Source organism: Pseudomonas sp. UV AK001, from assembly GCF_046097675.1.
GTDB classification, from domain to species: domain Bacteria; phylum Pseudomonadota; class Gammaproteobacteria; order Pseudomonadales; family Pseudomonadaceae; genus Aquipseudomonas; species Aquipseudomonas kribbensis.
Window position 1 is genome coordinate 602256 of record NZ_JBJUVZ010000002.1, and the last position, 14233, is coordinate 616488.

At 60.0% G+C, this 14233-nt stretch carries 11 protein-coding genes; all 11 read right to left on the bottom strand.

Features of this window, described 5'->3' with window-relative positions:
• Nucleotides 1-4: 4 nt before the first annotated feature.
• Nucleotides 5-1234, bottom strand: a complete 1230-nt coding sequence (locus ACKLNA_RS10800; protein ID WP_408985841.1) for a multifunctional CCA addition/repair protein — start codon at nucleotides 1232-1234, stop codon at nucleotides 5-7.
• 63 nt (nucleotides 1235-1297) lie between these two features.
• Nucleotides 1298-2860, bottom strand: coding sequence for a SpoVR family protein (locus tag ACKLNA_RS10805; RefSeq protein WP_408985842.1), 1563 nt, complete (start codon nucleotides 2858-2860; stop codon nucleotides 1298-1300).
• Nucleotides 2857-4128 carry a YeaH/YhbH family protein gene (locus tag ACKLNA_RS10810; RefSeq protein WP_085709216.1) on the bottom strand — a complete coding sequence of 424 codons (1272 nt, stop codon included), beginning with the start codon at nucleotides 4126-4128 and terminating at the stop codon, nucleotides 2857-2859. Before ACKLNA_RS10810 ends, ACKLNA_RS10805 begins: the two co-directional genes overlap by 4 nt.
• 204 nt (nucleotides 4129-4332) lie before the next feature.
• A complete protein-coding gene (locus tag ACKLNA_RS10815; protein ID WP_011336211.1) occupies nucleotides 4333-6255 on the bottom strand; it encodes a PrkA family serine protein kinase in 1923 nt (640 codons plus the stop codon).
• Nucleotides 6256-6552: 297 nt separating this feature from the next.
• Nucleotides 6553-6882, bottom strand: a complete 330-nt coding sequence (gene glpE / locus ACKLNA_RS10820; RefSeq protein WP_007959911.1) for a thiosulfate sulfurtransferase GlpE — start codon at nucleotides 6880-6882, stop codon at nucleotides 6553-6555.
• Between the two features lie 33 nt (nucleotides 6883-6915).
• Complete coding sequence (locus ACKLNA_RS10825; RefSeq protein ID WP_408985843.1) at nucleotides 6916-7797, bottom strand: symmetrical bis(5'-nucleosyl)-tetraphosphatase; 882 nt, start codon at nucleotides 7795-7797, stop codon at nucleotides 6916-6918.
• Nucleotides 7797-8177 carry a Co2+/Mg2+ efflux protein ApaG gene (gene apaG / locus ACKLNA_RS10830; RefSeq protein ID WP_085709218.1) on the bottom strand — a complete coding sequence of 127 codons (381 nt, stop codon included), beginning with the start codon at nucleotides 8175-8177 and terminating at the stop codon, nucleotides 7797-7799. Before apaG ends, ACKLNA_RS10825 begins: the two co-directional genes overlap by 1 nt.
• A 114-nt stretch (nucleotides 8178-8291) precedes the next feature.
• Nucleotides 8292-9110, bottom strand: coding sequence for a 16S rRNA (adenine(1518)-N(6)/adenine(1519)-N(6))-dimethyltransferase RsmA (rsmA, locus tag ACKLNA_RS10835; protein WP_085731707.1), 819 nt, complete (start codon nucleotides 9108-9110; stop codon nucleotides 8292-8294).
• On the bottom strand, nucleotides 9107-10096 hold the full coding sequence (gene pdxA, locus ACKLNA_RS10840) for a 4-hydroxythreonine-4-phosphate dehydrogenase PdxA (protein ID WP_408985844.1): 990 nt from the start codon (nucleotides 10094-10096) through the stop codon (nucleotides 9107-9109). Before pdxA ends, rsmA begins: the two co-directional genes overlap by 4 nt.
• Nucleotides 10093-11409: a peptidylprolyl isomerase SurA gene (gene surA / locus ACKLNA_RS10845; RefSeq protein WP_408985845.1), complete on the bottom strand. Its 1317-nt coding sequence runs from the start codon at nucleotides 11407-11409 to the stop codon at nucleotides 10093-10095. The genes pdxA and surA overlap by 4 nt, the downstream gene beginning before the upstream one ends.
• Nucleotides 11390-14188 (bottom strand): LPS-assembly protein LptD, encoded by a 2799-nt coding sequence (locus tag ACKLNA_RS10850; protein WP_408985846.1) that lies wholly within the window; start codon nucleotides 14186-14188, stop codon nucleotides 11390-11392. Before ACKLNA_RS10850 ends, surA begins: the two co-directional genes overlap by 20 nt.
• Nucleotides 14189-14233: the final 45 nt, after the last annotated feature.

Below are 14233 nucleotides of genomic sequence, written 5' to 3' on the forward strand. Positions count from 1 at the left end.
GTTCTCAGGACGACGCTGATTCCTTGTAAGCCTTCAACGCCTTGAGCCGTTCGCGCTTGAGCGCTTCGCCCAGTTCCGGGCCCTTGAAACCTTTCTCCAGCAGCGGCTGTACCGCAACGCCCCGAGCAGCGCTGGCTGCACCGCGCAGGTAATCGGCCTGTGGATAACTGCGCTGCTCAAGTCCTTTGCGGCCTCGGGCATCCATCTCGCATGCGACGATAAATTCTTCGAAACGCTGTGGTCGGCGATAAACGTCAAAGCTCTGCAGCAATTCCAGCAAGGTAGAAGCCTTCAGTTCCAGGGCGCGATGGCCGTGGGTGTGGTACTGACCAACCAACAGGGCCAGTTCCTGGCAGTCCTTCGGTGCCTTGAAGCGTTCGTTGACTGCTTTGATCAGCTTCAGGCCCTTGTGCTCGTGGGCGATATGCCGCGGCCATTCCTCTTCCGGGGTCAGGCCCTTGCCGAGATCATGCAGCAGGCAGGCCCAGCGCACCGTCAATGGTTGCTGGTGCAGGGCGGCTTGCTCAAGCACGCTCAGTGTGTGAATGCCGCTGTCGATTTCCGGGTGATGAACTTCCGGTTGCGGTACGCCGAACAGGGCGTCGACCTCCGGCATCAGCACTTTCAGTGCGCCACAGTCACGCAGTACCTGAATGAACACCTGCGGCTGACTTTCCATCAGTGCGCGGGAAATCTCTTTCCAGCTGCGCTCGGCGGTCAGGGCCTCCAGTTCACCGGATTCGCTGAGCTGGCGCATCAACTCAAGGGTCTCGGGTGCAACCTTGAAACCGAGTTCTGCGTAACGAGCCGCGAAGCGGGCAACACGCAAGACTCGCAGGGGATCTTCGGCGAACGCGGGGGAAACGTGACGCAGGATCCGGTCTTCGAGATCGCGCTGGCCGTGATAGGGATCCGTCAGGTTTTGCTGATCGTCCTCGGCCATGGCGTTGATCGTGAGGTCGCGACGGATCAGATCTTCTTCAAGCGTGACCTCGGGGCTGGCGTGAAAGGTGAACCCGCCATAACCGCGACCGCTCTTGCGTTCGGTGCGGGCGAGGGCGTACTCCTCGCCGCTTTTCGGGTGAAGAAACACAGGGAAATCCGCACCGACCGGGCGAAACCCTTTGGCGAGCATTTCTTCTGCGGTGGCGCCGACCACCACCCAATCGATATCGGTGACCGGTTTGCCCAGCAGGCGATCACGTACCGCGCCGCCGACCTTGTAAATCTGCATAAAAAACCTCCGTTGGCCCGACAGGATAACCCTTGCGCCGGACTTTCGGAGGCCAGAACGGGATCAAAGATGAATGACGGCCAGATCGAGCCGACCGTAATCCCCCTCGCCGTGTTCGCTGCGGGGCGGTACATGATGGGTTTTCATGATCTGGTCGCCCTGCAGGGTTTCCAGATGAATGTCGAAACCCCACAAGCGGTGCAGATGCTTGAGTACCTCGTCGGTGGAGTCACCGAGCGGTTTGCGGTCGTGCTGCTGGTGACGCAGGGTCAGTGAGCGGTCGCCGCGCCGGTCGATGCTGTAGATCTGCACGTTCGGTTCACGGTTGCCGAGGTTGTACTGCGCGGCCAGGGTCTCGCGGATGATCCGGTAGCCGCCCTCGTCATGGATGGCGGGCACCAATAGATCATCTTTCTGGTCGTCATCGAGGATGCTGAACAGTTTCAGGTCGCGGATCACCTTCGGCGACAGGTACTGCAGGATGAAACTCTCATCCTTGAAGCTGCTCATGGCGAACTTGATGGTCGACAGCCAGTCGGTGCCGGCGATTTCCGGGAACCAGCGGCGGTCTTCTTCCGTCGGTTCCTCGCATATGCGCCGGATGTCGCGGTACATGGCAAAGCCCAGTGCGTAAGGGTTGATGCCATTGTAGTAGGGGCTGTCGAAACCCGGCTGGAACACCACGCTGGTGTGAGACGTCAGGAACTCCATCATGAAACCGTCGGTGACCAGACCCTCGTCGTAAAGGTCGTTCATCAGCGTGTAGTGCCAGAAAGTCGCCCAGCCCTCGTTCATCACCTGGGTCTGGCGCTGTGGATAGAAATACTGGGCGATCTTGCGCACGATGCGCACGATTTCCCGTTGCCACGGCTCCAGCAGCGGTGCGTGTTTCTCGATGAAGTACAGGATGTTTTCCTGGGGTTCGGCCGGGAACCGTGCGTTGTCCTTGTCGCTGAACTTGTCCGCGCCTTTGGGAATGGTGCGCCACAGGTCGTTGATCTGTTTCTGCAGATGCTCTTCACGATCCTTCTGCCGGCGCCGCTCTTCCTCGGCGGAAATTGGGTATGGGCGTTTGTAGCGGTCGACGCCGTAGTTCATCAAGGCATGGCAGGAGTCGAGCAGGTCCTCGACCGCGTCGATGCCGTGGCGCTCCTCGCACTGCATGATGTACTGCTTGGCGAACACCAGGTAATCGATGATCGAGCTGGCGTCGGTCCAGGTGCGGAACAGGTAGTTGCCCTTGAAGAAGCTGTTGTGGCCATAACAGGCATGGGCCACCACCAGTGCCTGCATGCAGATGGTGTTCTCCTCCATCAGATACGCGATGCACGGGTCGGAGTTGATCACGATCTCGTAGGCCAGCCCCATCTGCCCGCGACTGTAGGATTTCTCGGTGCTGAGGAAGTGTTTGCCGTAGGACCAGTGGTGATAGCCCAGCGGCATGCCGACCGAGGCGTAGGCATCCATCATCTGTTCGGCGGTGATCACTTCGATCTGGTTGGGATAAGTGTCCAGGGCGTACCCGGCCGCGATCCGGGCAATTTCGCGGTCGTAGGTCTGGATCAGCTCGAATGTCCATTCGGAGCCGGTGGAAATGGGTTGGCGCTTCTGCTCTTTGGCGGTCATGTCACTAACCTGCGCTGGAAGAGTTCACGGAAGACCGGATAGATATCTCCGGCCGAGACCAGCTGCTGCTGGGCAAAAGTGTCGGAAAAGGCTTCGGCGATGCGTTCGTACTCGTACCACAGGGCCTGATGTTCGCGCGGGGTGATCTCTACGTAAGTGTAGTACTGCACGAACGGCATGATCTGGTTGATCAGGATGTCGCGGCAGATCGGCGAGTCATCGTTCCAGTTGTCGCCGTCGGAGGCCTGGGCGGCGTAGATGTTCCATTCGTTGCTCGGGTAGCGCTCGGCCATGATCTCCTGCATCAGTTTCAGGGCGCTGGAGACGATGGTGCCGCCGGTTTCCCGTGAGTAGAAAAACTCTTCCTCGTCCACTTCCCGGGCGCTGGTGTGGTGACGGATGAACACGACGTCGATCTTGTCGTAGTTCCGCTTCAGGAACAGGTACAACAGGATGAAAAAGCGCTTGGCGATGTCCTTGGTCGCCTGGGTCATGGAGCCGGAAACGTCCATCAGGCAGAACATCACGGCTTTGGAGCTGGGGTTGGGTTGCTTGATCAGCAGGTTGTACTTGAGGTCGAAGGTGTCGAGGAAGGGCACGCGATGAATGCGCGCGCTGAGTTTCTCGATTTCCGCTTCCAGGTTTTGAATGTCGCCGAAATTGTCCGGTTCTTCGCGTTTCAGGCGGGCCAGTTCCTCCTTGGCCTCGCGCAGCTTGGCGCGGCTGCTGCCGGACAGCGCGATCCGTCGGGCATGGGCCGAGCGAAGGGTGCGGATGATGTTGATCCGGGACGGGTTGCCCTCGTTGCTGATCCCGGCGCGAACAGTCTTGAAGGTATCGGTACCGGTCAGGTTGCGCTTGACCAGGTTCGGCAGTTCGAGGTCCTCGAACATGAACTCGAGGAATTCTTCCTGGGTGATCTGGAAGACGAATTCGTCCATGCCTTCGCCGGAGTTTCCGGCCTTGCCCGGCCCACGGCCTCCGCCGCCTCCCGGTGGGCGGGCGATGTGTTCGCCGGCGGTGAATTCCTTGTTGCCGGGATGAACCACGGTCTGCTTGCCGCCGCGACCATGGTGAAGCACCGGTTCGTCGATGTCGCGACCGGGAATGCTGATCTGCTCGCCGTGCTCCATGTCGGTGATGGAGCGCCGGCTGACCGCCTCTTCGACAGCCTTCTTGATGTGGTCACGGTAACGTCGCAGGAAGCGCTGACGGTTCACCGTGCTCTTGTTCTTGCCATTGAGACGTCGGTCGATCACATAGCTCATGACTGCTCCTTAGAAGCTGTCCTGCAAAGGGCGGGCGGTCATGCAGCGTTTAACCGAATGCCTGGGGACGCAAACGCTCCCCCAAGCGCTTTGGGTGCTGCCTGAACCTCGCTACCGCCTTTCGAACACCTTCCAGAGGCCTGTGTAGCAGAAAATGCGCACACAGGCCTCGGGCTGACGACAACCGGTCTGACCGGCCGCGGTTTACTGTGATTTTCTGACCCGCAGATACCACTCGGAGAGCAGTCGTACCTGTTTGTCGGTGTAGCCGCGTTCGACCATTCGTGTAACGAAGTCGTTGTGTTTCTGTTGATCCTCTTTGCTGGCCTTGGCATTGAAGCTGATGACCGGCAGCAGGTCCTCGGTGTTCGAGAACATTTTCTTCTCGATGACCACCCGCAGTTTTTCGTAGCTGAGCCAGGTCGGGTTCTTGCCGTTGTTGTTGGCCCGGGCGCGCAACACGAAGTTGACGATTTCGTTGCGGAAATCCTTCGGATTGCTGATGCCGGCCGGTTTCTCGATTTTTTCCAGTTCCTCGTTGAGGGCGACGCGGTTGAGGATCTCGCCGGTTTCCGGATCGCGGTATTCCTGATCCTGAATCCAGAAGTCCGCGTACAGCACGTAGCGGTCGAAGATGTTCTGGCCGTACTCGCTGTAAGACTCGAGGTAGGCGGTCTGGATCTCCTTGCCGATGAATTCGATATAACGCGGTGCCAGGTATTCCTTCAGATAACGCAGATAGCGCTCGCGGGTCTCGGCCTGGAACTGTTCCTGTTCGATCTGCTGTTCCAGCACATAGAGCAGGTGCACCGGGTTGGCGGCGATTTCGTGCGGGTCGAAGTTGAAGACCTTGGACAGGATCTTGAACGCGAACCGGGTCGACAGACCGTTCATGCCTTCGTCGACACCTGCCGCGTCGCGGTATTCCTGGATCGACTTGGCCTTCGGATCGGTGTCCTTGAGGTTTTCGCCGTCATACACACGCATCTTGGAATAGATGTTGGAGTTTTCCGGTTCTTTCAGACGCGACAGAACGGTGAACTGCGCCAGCATCTTCAGGGTGTCCGGCGCGCAATGGGCCTTGGCCAGGGAGCTGTTGAACAGCAGCTTGTCGTAGATCTTCACTTCGTCGCTGACCCGCAGGCAGTACGGCACTTTGACGATGTAGATCCGGTCGATGAAGGCTTCGTTGTTCTTGTTGTTGCGGAAGGTGTGCCACTCCGATTCGTTGGAGTGGGCCAGCAGGATCCCGGTGAACGGAATCGCGCCCAGGCCTTCGGTACTGTTGTAGTTGCCCTCCTGGGTGGCGGTCAGCAGAGGGTGCAGCACCTTGATCGGTGCCTTGAACATTTCGACGAATTCCATCAGGCCCTGGTTGGCCCGGCACAGCGCACCGGAATAGCTGTAGGCATCGGCGTCGTTCTGCGGGAATTCTTCCAGCTTGCGGATATCGACCTTGCCCACCAGCGCGGAGATGTCCTGGTTGTTCTCGTCGCCCGGTTCGGTCTTGGCCACGGCGATCTGGTTGAGGATCGAGGGGTACAGCTTGACCACGCGGAACTGGCTGATGTCGCCACCGAATTCGGCAAGGCGCTTGGTGGCCCATGGCGACATGATGGTGTTCAGGTAGCGGCGGGGAATGCCGAAGTCCTCTTCGAGGATCGCGCCATCTTCGGTGGCGTTGAACAGACCCAGTGGAGATTCGAATACCGGTGAGCCCTTGATGGCATAGAAGGGCACTTTTTCCATGAGCTGTTTCAGCTTCTCGGCCAGGGACGATTTACCGCCACCGACGGGGCCGAGCAGGTAGAGGATCTGTTTCTTCTCCTCGAGACCTTGGGCGGCATGGCGGAAATACGACACGATCTGGTCGATGCATTCTTCCATCCCGTGGAAGTCTTCAAAGGCCGGATAGCGGCGGATCACCTTGTTGGAAAAGATTCGCGACAGCCTCGAATTGGTCGAAGTGTCGAGCAGCTCCGGTTCGCCGATAGCCATCAACAGACGCTCGGCGGCGGAAACGTAGGCGCTGCGATCCTTTTTGCACAGTTCCAGGTATTCCTGCAGCGAGAATTCTTCCTGGCGTGTGGACTCGAAGCGTTGTTGGAAGTGGCTAAAGATACTCATGACGTCACCTCGCTCGATACGTGGAGCCGACGCCGGATCACTCAGTCGATGCTGGCAAGCAGCCGCGATGGCAGCTGTTGTTTACCCCCCAGAACCCTTTCGCGATCGACAACCGCGAAAGTCACTCCCGATGACCCGTGCGCCGGTGTACCGGCTCTCCCCTGTTTTGGATGGCCTGGGCTTAAGGATAGTTGGGAATTCGGGAGGTAAAGGCGAGATACGTAATTAGTTGTGGCAGACCGTTCGTCTGCCACCGCGCGAGCCCACGGGAGCCGGGGCTTGCACGTTACAAAAAAATTATTCGGAGGTGCCTTGCGCGGTTTCCGAAGGAAAAGTCGTACGCCACAGCTCGAAGCCGCCGTCCATGCTGTAGACGTCGGAAAAACCCTGGCTGACAAGATACGCCGCGGCACCCTGGCTCGAATTGCCGTGGTAGCAGACCACGACGGTCGGGGCATCGAGGTCGGCGCCCTGGATGAAGGCATGCAGGGAATGATTGTCCAGATGCTTCGAGCCGCTGATATGCAGCGCCGCGAATGTGGCTGGGTCACGGACGTCGACGACCACGGCACCTTGCTCGCGCAGGGCCTGGGCCTGTTCCGGGGGGATTCGTTTGAATTCGCTCATGGCGGGTTCCTGTGGCTCGGCTGAAAACGCAGTCTAACGCGGGGCGCTGACTGGCGAGGATTCGGTGATCGGTGGTGCGACGGGAGGCAGAACACCGCCGTGTTCGTCGCATTTGCACGACAGCCGTTCAAAGCTGTCGACGTTCATCAGGGTCAGGCTGCCACCCCACACACAACCGGTGTCGAGGGCGGAGATGCCTGGCTCGTGGACATCGCCTTCAAGCGCCGCCCAGTGGCCGAAAATGATCCGCAGGCCACGGGTCTTGCGTTCCTTGTGCTGGAACCACGGTTTGTAGCCTGGTGGCGCCGTGTCCAGACCTTCCTTGCTCTTGAGGTCGAGCTTGCCTTCGGCGGTGCAGAAGCGCATGCGCGTGAAGTAGTTGGTGATGACCCGCAGGCGCGCCACGCCTTTGAGTTCGCTGTCCCATTTCGCCGGCTCATTGCCGTACATGCCGTCGAGGAAGGCCGGGAGCAGATTGTCGTCGCGCAGGGCGGTCTCGACTTCTTCGGCGTACTTCAGGGCCTTGCGCAGCGACCATTGCGGCGGGATGCCCGCGTGGGTCATGGCGACTTCACGTTGCTCGTCGTAGTGCATGAGTTTCTGTTGACGCAGCCACTGCATCAGTTCGGCGCAGTCCGGTGCTTCGAGAATCTCGCGCAGGGTGTCGGACTTCTTCATCCGCTCGATGTTTTTCGCCGCCGCCAGCAGGTGCAGGTCGTGATTGCCGAGGACGCAGACCAGCGACTCACGCATGCCGTAGAGAAAACGCAGGGTTTCCAGCGATTGCGGACCACGGTTGACCAGATCGCCTACCAGCCACAGCCGATCCACTGCCGGGTCGAACGCGACCTGCCTGAGCAGACACTTGAGCGGTTCGAGGCAGCCCTGAAGGTCGCCGACGGCATACGTCGCCATTAGTGCAGGGCTCCGGGAACGGCGAGGCGGAAGGGTTTGATGATCGCATCGAAATGCTTGCCGTCACTGGCGACCATTTCATAGCTGCCCTGCATGGTGCCGACCTTGGTGGTCATGACCGTGCCGCTGCTGTAGGTGTGGCTTTGCCCCGCGTCGATCAAGGGCTGCTGGCCGACCACGCCGGCTCCGCGCACTTCTTCGACATGTCCGTCGCCATCAGTGATCACCCAATGCCGGGACATCAGTCGGGCCGGTTGTTCGCCATTGTTCTGCACAGTGATGGTGTAGGCGAAGGCGAAGCGGTCGTGCTCGGGCTGCGATTGGTCTGCCAGGTAGTGAGTAACGACACTGACATCGACCTGATAACGAGGATCAGACATGCAAAAGGCCTTAAGGACAAAGCGGAACGCGGGGGGGTAGCCGATGGGTTGAGTCTAGGCAAGTATCGGGCAGGAGACCAGAGCGGCGTCCTGCCCGAGCGCGATGATTGCCTGTCAGTCGGCTGCAGGTGTTTTCGCAGGCTGTTCGGCAAGCTTGTCGGCCAGGCGCACGAATGCGGCCAGATCGAGCTGCTCGGGACGCAGGCTGCCATCGACGCCGGCGGCCTCGATTTCAGCGTTGCTCAGCAATTGCTTGAGGGTGTTGCGCAGAGTCTTGCGGCGCTGGTTGAAAGCTTCGCGCACGACGCGCTCCAGCAAGCGATGATCCTTGGCCGGATGCGGCAGTACCGCGTGCGGCACAAGACGCACGATGGCCGAGTCGACCTTCGGCGGCGGGTTGAAAGCCCCCGGGCCGACGTTGAACAGATGTTCGACCCGGCAGTGGTACTGAACCATGATCGACAGACGGCCCCAGTCGCCGCCACCCGGGCCGGCGGCCAGACGCTCCACGACTTCCTTCTGCAACATGAAGTGCATGTCGCGAATGATGCCGGCGTTGTTCAGCAGGTGGAAAATCAGCGGCGTGGAAATGTTGTACGGCAGGTTGCCGACCACGCGCAGGCTGTTCGGCGCTGCGTTCAGGGTGTTGAAGTCGAACTTCAACGCATCGCCCTGGTGCAGGTTGAAATTGCTCTTGCCGGCGAACTGCTGGTTGAGGATCGGGATCAGGTCCTTGTCCAGTTCCACCACGTCCAGCTGTGCGCCGGAATTGAGGATGCCGGCGGTCAGCGCGCCCTGGCCCGGGCCGATTTCCAGCATCCGGTCGTCAGGCTTGGCACTGATGGAGCGCAGGATGCGGTCGATGACGCCGGCATCGTGCAGGAAGTTCTGGCCAAAGCGTTTGCGCGCCTTGTGTTGGTATTGCTCGGTCATAAACGGGTCTCGGCCATCTGGTAGGCGGTTTCCAGGGCGACCTGCAGGCTGCCGGTGTCGATCTTGCCGCTGCCGGCCAGATCCAGGGCGGTGCCATGATCGACGGAGGTGCGGATGATCGGCAGGCCCAGGGTCACGTTGACCGCTGCGCCGAAGCCTTTGTACTTGAGCACGGGCAGGCCCTGGTCGTGGTACATCGCCAGCACTGCGTCGCAGTGCTCCAGATATTTGGGGGTAAACAGAGTGTCGGCAGGCAGCGGGCCACGAAGGTCCATGCCCTCGCCGCGCAGGCGCTCCAATGTTGGTTCGATGATGTCGATTTCTTCATGGCCCAGGTGTCCGCCTTCGCCGGCGTGCGGGTTGAGCCCGCAGACCAGGATGCGCGGTTGGGCGATGCCGAATTTGTCTTGCAGGTCGGCGTGCAGGATCCGCGTGACCCGTTCCAGCCGCTCCGGCGTGATCGCATCGGCGATGTCGCGCAAGGGCAGGTGAGTGGTGACCAGCGCCACGCGCAAACCGCGGGTGGCAAGCATCATCACCACCTGGGCGGTGTGGGTCAGGTCGGCGAGGAATTCGGTGTGGCCGGAAAAGGCGATGCCGGATTCGTTGATTACCCCCTTGTGCACCGGGGCGGTGATCATCCCGGCGAAATCGCCGTTCAGACAGCCATTGCCGGCGCGGGTCAGGGTTTCAAGGACGAAGGCAGCGTTGGCCTTGTCCAGTTGCCCGGCGACCACGGGGGCGCTGAGCGGGGTGTCCCAGACGTACAGGCTGTTGGCAGGCGCCGGGGCGTCCGGCCAGTTGTCAGGCGCCACTTCCAGCAAGCTGACGACCAGCCCCAGCTGCGCGGCCCGCTCTTGGAGCAGGTCGCGGCTGGTGATGGCAATCAGGGGATGTGGCTGGGCTTGCGAGGCGAGCAGCAGGCACAGGTCGGGACCGATGCCGGCCGGTTCGCCGGGTGTCAGCGCGAAACGCTTGGGTTTCACTGCGCTGCCTGGTCTGCACCAGGGAGTTTGATCTCTACGTACGCTTCGTCACGGATCTGACGCAGCCAGGTTTGCAGCTCTTCGTCGTATTTGCGGTTACGCAGTACGGTCATTGCTTGCTGCTCGCGGGCCTGTTCGGTGCTGTCGGTGGCGCGACGGCCAAGGACTTCCAGAACGTGCCAGCCGTATTGGGTCTGGAACGGCTTGGACAGCTGACCCTGCGGGGACTTGGCCATCACGGCGCGGAATTCCGGTACCAGTGCGTTCGGGTCGATCCAGTTCAGGTCGCCGCCGTTGAGGGCGGAGCCCGGGTCTTCCGAGTATTTCTTCGCCAGTTCGGCGAAATCTTCGCCAGCTTCGATGCGGTTATACAGCGACTGGGCCAGTTCCTTGGTTTTGGCTTCGTCACGAACCGGACTTGGCTTGACCAGAATGTGGCGTACATGCACTTCGTCACGCATCTGGCTTTCGCCGCCGCGTTTTTCCAGCAGCTTCAGGATGATGAAGCCACCCGGAGTGCGCGCTGGCTGAGTGATGTCGCCTGGCGACATGGCGCTCAGTTCACGATCGAAAGGTGGTGGCAGTTGAGCGGCTTTACGCCAGCCCATGTCGCCGCCTTCCAGGGCGTTGTCGCTGCCGGATCTGGCAACGGCCAGTTGACCGAAGTCAGCGCCTTGCTTGAGTTGCTGGTAAACCTCCATCGCCTGACGTGCGGCGCTCTGAATCGCTTCAGAGTTGGCGCTTTCCGGGGTCGGAATCAGGATGTTGGCCAGGTGCAGCTCTTCCGACAGTTGCATCTTGCCCAGGTCGGAGGCGAGGAAGTTCTTCACTTCCTGTTCCGATACCTGAATGCGTTCCGCAACACGGCGCTGACGTACACGGCTGATGATCATTTCCTTGCGGATCTGATCACGGGCGGCTTCGTAACTCAGGCCGTCGCGAGCCAGTGCCGCGCGGAACTGGTCGACAGTCATGTTGTTGCGCTGGGCAATGGTGCCGACAGCCTGGTTCAGCTCTTCATCGGTGATGCGGATGCCGGAGCGTTCGCCGATCTGCAGCTGCAGGTTTTCGACGATCAGGCGCTCGAGCACCTGCTGATCCAGCACGCCCGGAGGCGGCAAGCCGCCACCGCGCTTGGCGATGGTTTGCTGAACTTCGTGGACGCGTTGATCCAGCTGGCTCTGCATGACCACGTCGTTGTCGACGATGGCCACAACCTTATCGATGGACTGTACTGCGGCGTTTGCCGCAGTACCCAGGAACAGCGCGCCCAGCATCAGCGGGCGCAGACAATCAGAAAGCTTGGTCTTCACGTTGACGATAACCTTGGATGCCTTTGTCGAGGAAGCTCTCTACCTTGGCGCCAGTCAGGCCGCCGAGTCCCTTCAGAACAATTTGGAGGAAGACGCCGTGGTCGCCTTTTTCGTTTTGTGGGGCCTGCTGACTGAACTCGTCATAAGAAACCCAGTAACGATTGATCAGGCGCAGTTTCCAGCAGCAGTTGTCGTATTCGAAACCACCGAAGGCTTCCAGCGTGCGATTGCGGTTGTAGTCGTACTGCCAGCGGCTGATCGCGCTCCACTGTGGAACGATCGGCCAGATGACCGAAAAGTCATGCTGCTGGATCTTGTAGTAGTCCTTCACGTAGCCAGGCTGGCCCGGGGTGCCATAGTCACCGCCACCCACAGCCCACTTACCGGTGTTCTGGTCGTAGCGGATCTGGTCGTTGCGATAGCGATAACCGAGGTTGACCACCTTGTTCGGGTTGTCTTCAGGCTGGTAATGGAACATCGCGCTGCCGGAACGTGGGCTGCGGCTGTCCGGGTCCCAGTTGTAGTCGGCAGTGGTGCGCCAGTCGCGGTTCCAACGGTATTCGTATTCAAGTGCATACGGAGACACATTGGAGTGAGCGTCGTCGCGGGTTTTTGCGTCGATACCTGGCAGTTGGACTTCACGGTCCTTGAAGTACAGGGCCTGGCCGACGCTGATGCGTTGACGCTCGAATCCGTCGTCTTCGATCCAGCGACTGGTCACGCCCAGCGACAGTTTGTTCTCGTCGCCGACACGGTCGGAACCCGAGAAGCGGTTGTCACGGAAGAGCGAGGCGTAGTTGAAGGTGTATTCGCTGGTGTCGAATACCGGAATGTCTTCCTGGTCCACCTCAGGTACATAGAGGTAGAAGAGGCGTGGCTCCAGGGTCTGGCGGTAATTCTTGCCAAAGAAGGAGGTGTTGCGATCGAAGTACAGGCCGCTGTCGATGCTGGCGATCGGTACGCCGCGGTTCTGGTTGCTGTCGAACTTGCCGTTGAGTTTTTGTTGCTCGGCAGTCATGGCATCGATCTGCGACTTGCCGGTGCCGTCAAGATCCAGCTGGTACTGGGTGTACTGGTACTTGAGCGATGGCTTGAGGAAGCCATAAGTCCAGTTCATCGGCAGGCTGACGCCTGGCTTCAGATTCAAGCGGTCGCCGTTGGCGCGGGCCAGGCCCTGGACGTTGTTGTCCAGACGCGGCTCGACAGTACCGTCTTCATTCGTGAAGTTGCCGTTTTTCAGATCGCGATCAAACCGAACGATCTCGGTCTCGTAATCGAAATTCAGACCTTCCGGATGGTATGGCAGCTGACCATTGAAGGTGATCTGCGGCAGACGGTCATACGGCGTGATGTTCGATACGGTCGCCAGCTGATACGCCTGAGCGTTCAGGCGTGCGGTGTAGCTGTCGCCACGGTAGGTGACCGAACCCTGCTGGTTCACGAAGTCTGCGCTCTTCACACCAATCTGATCGGTAGTCAGATCCTGGAAGTAGTACGGATCGCTGATCTTGGTGTAGTCAACCTGGGTGAACACGCGGGAGTCGAGACCGCCCTTGTGTTGCCAGTTGTACATGTAACGATTTTTTTCGTAATCGGTCTGTTTGCTGCGATCGGTGTCTTCGTCGTTGAGGAACGCGGCGCCGAACTGACCTTCGCTGGACTTGGTCAGGTAACGGAATTCGCCTTCCATCAACAAGCCACGCTTGCTCATGTAGCGCGGGTACAACGTGGCATCGTAATTCGGTGCCAGGTTGAAGTAGTACGGGGTGACCAGCATGAAGCCGGTGTCGCTGCCGGTGCCGATGGTCGGCGGCAGGAAACCCGACTGGCGACGATCGTCGATCGGGAAGTAGATGTACGGGGTGTACAGGATCGGAATGTCCTTGACCCGCAGTGTCACGTTGGTCGCGGTACCGAAGCCGGTGGCAGGGTTCAGGGTGATGTTGTTGCCCTTGAGCTGCCAGGCGTTGCTGTTCGGTTCGCACGTGGTGTACGTGCCGTCCTTCAAACGGATGATCGCGTTTTCGGCGCGCTTGGCGTACAGCGCGTTACCGCGGATACGCGATTTGTGCATCACGTATTCGGCGTTGTCGACCTTGGCTTCACCGGTGTCGAGCTGCACATCGGCGTGGTCGCCGACGATCAGCGCGCCGTTGTCGCGGATGCGCACGTCGCCCTTGAGTTCGGCGCGGCTCTCGGCCTGGTAGAGGCTCGCTTCCTGGGATTCGACCTGCATGCTGCCCTGACGCAGAACCACGTCACCGGCCAGCGTGCCGACCTGATCTTCGGTGTTGTAGCGCGACGCTTTCGCGCCGATGAAGGTCGGGGCGTCACTTTTATTCGTCTTGTCATTCATGCCAGGACGAATCGGTTCGATATAGGAACCAGAGCAGTAAGGACCGGTCTCGGCCAGTTGGGCGGCGGTGAGCTTCTCGCGCGGAACCCAGTCGAGGTGACTGTAGTCTTCGCTACGGGATTTCAGGCCGCGGCCCTTGGACTCGGTGACCAGCACGGGTTTGGGACCGGAGTCCGAAACGCTGCCGTTCTCGGCCGGGGCTTCGCCGGTGGCGCTGACAGCGCTGCCGTCATGCACCGGACGCGGTGGCAATGCAGCCGTCGGCGTCTTCGGCGAACAGGCCCAACCGCCCGTAGCCGAGACGGCGCAGTCATACTGCTCGGCGGCGGCGACGAATGAACTGGCCAGAGGTTGCATAGCCAGCAGACTGCCGGTTACCAACAACGGAAATTTTTTACGAAACGCGGGGGATTTCAATGCCATCTTATTAGTCCGGGCTTCCTGCGTGCCATCTGCCCGCGGTGTGGG

What these genes read in the sequence shown, in the direction of transcription:
- ACKLNA_RS10800 (WP_408985841.1), bottom strand. Translation starts at nt 1,234, where the DNA reads ATGCAGATTTACAAGGTCGGCGGCGCGGTACGTGATCGCCTGCTGGGC.
- ACKLNA_RS10805 (WP_408985842.1), bottom strand. Translation starts at nt 2,860, where the DNA reads ATGACCGCCAAAGAGCAGAAGCGCCAACCCATTTCCACCGGCTCCGAA.
- ACKLNA_RS10810 (WP_085709216.1), bottom strand. Translation starts at nt 4,128, where the DNA reads ATGAGCTATGTGATCGACCGACGTCTCAATGGCAAGAACAAGAGCACG.
- ACKLNA_RS10815 (WP_011336211.1), bottom strand. Translation starts at nt 6,255, where the DNA reads ATGAGTATCTTTAGCCACTTCCAACAACGCTTCGAGTCCACACGCCAG.
- glpE (WP_007959911.1), bottom strand. Translation starts at nt 6,882, where the DNA reads ATGAGCGAATTCAAACGAATCCCCCCGGAACAGGCCCAGGCCCTGCGC.
- ACKLNA_RS10825 (WP_408985843.1), bottom strand. Translation starts at nt 7,797, where the DNA reads ATGGCGACGTATGCCGTCGGCGACCTTCAGGGCTGCCTCGAACCGCTC.
- apaG (WP_085709218.1), bottom strand. Translation starts at nt 8,177, where the DNA reads ATGTCTGATCCTCGTTATCAGGTCGATGTCAGTGTCGTTACTCACTAC.
- rsmA (WP_085731707.1), bottom strand. Translation starts at nt 9,110, where the DNA reads ATGACCGAGCAATACCAACACAAGGCGCGCAAACGCTTTGGCCAGAAC.
- ACKLNA_RS10850 (WP_408985846.1), bottom strand. Translation starts at nt 14,188, where the DNA reads ATGGCATTGAAATCCCCCGCGTTTCGTAAAAAATTTCCGTTGTTGGTA.